We start from the raw sequence: 1,915 nt of genomic DNA, 5'->3' as shown, positions 1-1,915 counted from the left end.
ATACAAAGTTGATGGAAAAGAGAAAAAATGTTAAGTTGTAAATATAATTTATTCGTTTATTAAACTAACGAAAAAAGGCAAACGCTTTCAATAGGAATAGATTTCAAAGTTTATCTAAAAAAATCACAAATTATTCTAAAAAAAGAACATTCAATAAAAGTCTAAAGATTCTTAAAATGAATACAAGAAAACGTTTTCAGTTTGGAGGAAATCATATGAATGTAATTAGAAAAGTGGGTCTATTCATCGATTCTATTTTTGAAAAATTCACTCTACTTGCGTTACTTGCCTTAATTTTTGTCGTAACCACTCAAGTAACGACACGGAAATTATTTAATTTTGTTTTCTTTTGGTCAGAGGAAATCACTCTCTTGTTACTAGCATGGTTTGCCTTTATGGCCATCGCTATTGGATTTCGTGAGTATATCCATTTAGGAATTGATTCTTTCACGAATCTATTTCCGAAGAGTTTTAATAAGGTCTTAGATAAAATCATCAGTGCCTCTATTTTTGCTTTCGGTTTGTACCTGGTAATACAGGGATGGGGCTTTACGGTTTTGATGATGGAATCCACTCTGCCGGCTACAAAACTGCCAAGCAGTGTCACATATGCGGTCATGCCGATCACCGGAATTATGATTTGTGTATATTCGCTTCTACAATTCTTTAACATTAACACCACTCGCCACAAAGAGATAGAGGAGGGTATGTAACGTGGACAACAATACAATTGGAATCATCATCTTACTTTCAAGCTTTGTAATCTTAATCTTACTTCGTTTTCCCATTGCCCTAACTCTGATTGCATCGTCATTACTAACGGTAATCTATCTAGGGATACCTCTTCCAGTAATTGGCCAGCAGATGATCCAAGGGATGAATTCCTTTTCTTTACTGGCGATTCCGTTCTTTATTTTGACTGGACAAATTATGAGTGAAGGCGGACTTGCTACTCGAATTGTGAATCTTGCCAGTTTAATGGTCGGTCGAATCCGCGGGGGCCTCGCTATGGTGAACAGCGTCGCTGCCTTGTTCTTTGGAAATATCTCCGGTTCTGCCGTAGCGGACGTTTCCTCTGTTGGGTCAGTGATGATTCCGATGATGAAAAAGAAGGGGTATGAAGCAGATTACGCTGTGGGTGTAACCATCGCCTCTGCCATTCAAGGGGTTGTCGTCCCGCCAAGTCATAATCTTGTTTTATATTCCTTAGCAGCCGGTGGTGTGTCGATCGCAAGTTTATTTATGGCTGGGATTGTTCCTGGATTTATTATGTTAATTTCCTTAATGATCACTGGGTATATTATTGCCAGAAAACGAGGCTATCAAAAAGCTGACCCTGTTCCAAAGTCAGAAATTGGTGGTATTCTTCTCCACGGACTTCTATCTCTAAGCCCAGCAGTCATTATCTTGGGCGGGATTTTGAGTGGATGGTTTACGGCAACGGAATCAGGAGCATTAGCCTGTTTGTATTCTTTTATTCTAGCATTTGTTGTCTACAGAGAAGCTAAGTTCACGAATGTATGGAAAATTTTAACTCGAACGATGAGAACCGTTTCGATGGTGTTTTTCTTAATCGCCGCTTCTGCTTCCTTTGGCTGGATATTAGCCTATTTGAAAATACCTTCTATGGTAACCAATTTATTTTTAAGTATTTCTGATAATCCACTTATTATTCTATTAATTATTAATATTTTATTGTTGCTTCTAGGGGCACCAATGGACATGGCACCAATGATATTAATTATGACACCTATTCTCCTTCCCGTAGTAACGAGTTTTGGAATGGATCCAGTACACTTTGGTATCGTCCTCATTTTAAATGCAGGGATTGGCCTATTAACGCCGCCGGTAGGAACGGTTCTGTTCGTCGGATGTGCGATCGGGAAGGTCACGATCCAGCAGGGGACAAAAGCGA

Annotated in this window: 2 protein-coding genes; both read left to right on the top strand. The window is 39.0% G+C overall.

Annotated elements, in window-relative coordinates; translation table 11 throughout:
* Positions 1 to 215 precede the first annotated feature (215 nt).
* Positions 216 to 713: a TRAP transporter small permease gene (locus V7137_RS27825; RefSeq protein ID WP_335701063.1), complete on the top strand. Its 498-nt coding sequence runs from the start codon at positions 216 to 218 to the stop codon at positions 711 to 713.
* A 1-nt stretch (position 714) separates the two neighbouring features.
* On the top strand, positions 715 to 1,915 hold a 1,201-nt coding region (locus tag V7137_RS27820), incomplete at its 3' end, for a TRAP transporter large permease (RefSeq protein WP_335701062.1).

The organism is Neobacillus drentensis (assembly GCF_036962765.1).
GTDB classification, from domain to species: domain Bacteria; phylum Bacillota; class Bacilli; order Bacillales; family Cytobacillaceae; genus Neobacillus; species Neobacillus drentensis_C.
The sequence above is the reverse complement of the archived record's forward strand: the minus strand, read 5'-3'. Positions and strand labels throughout refer to the sequence as shown.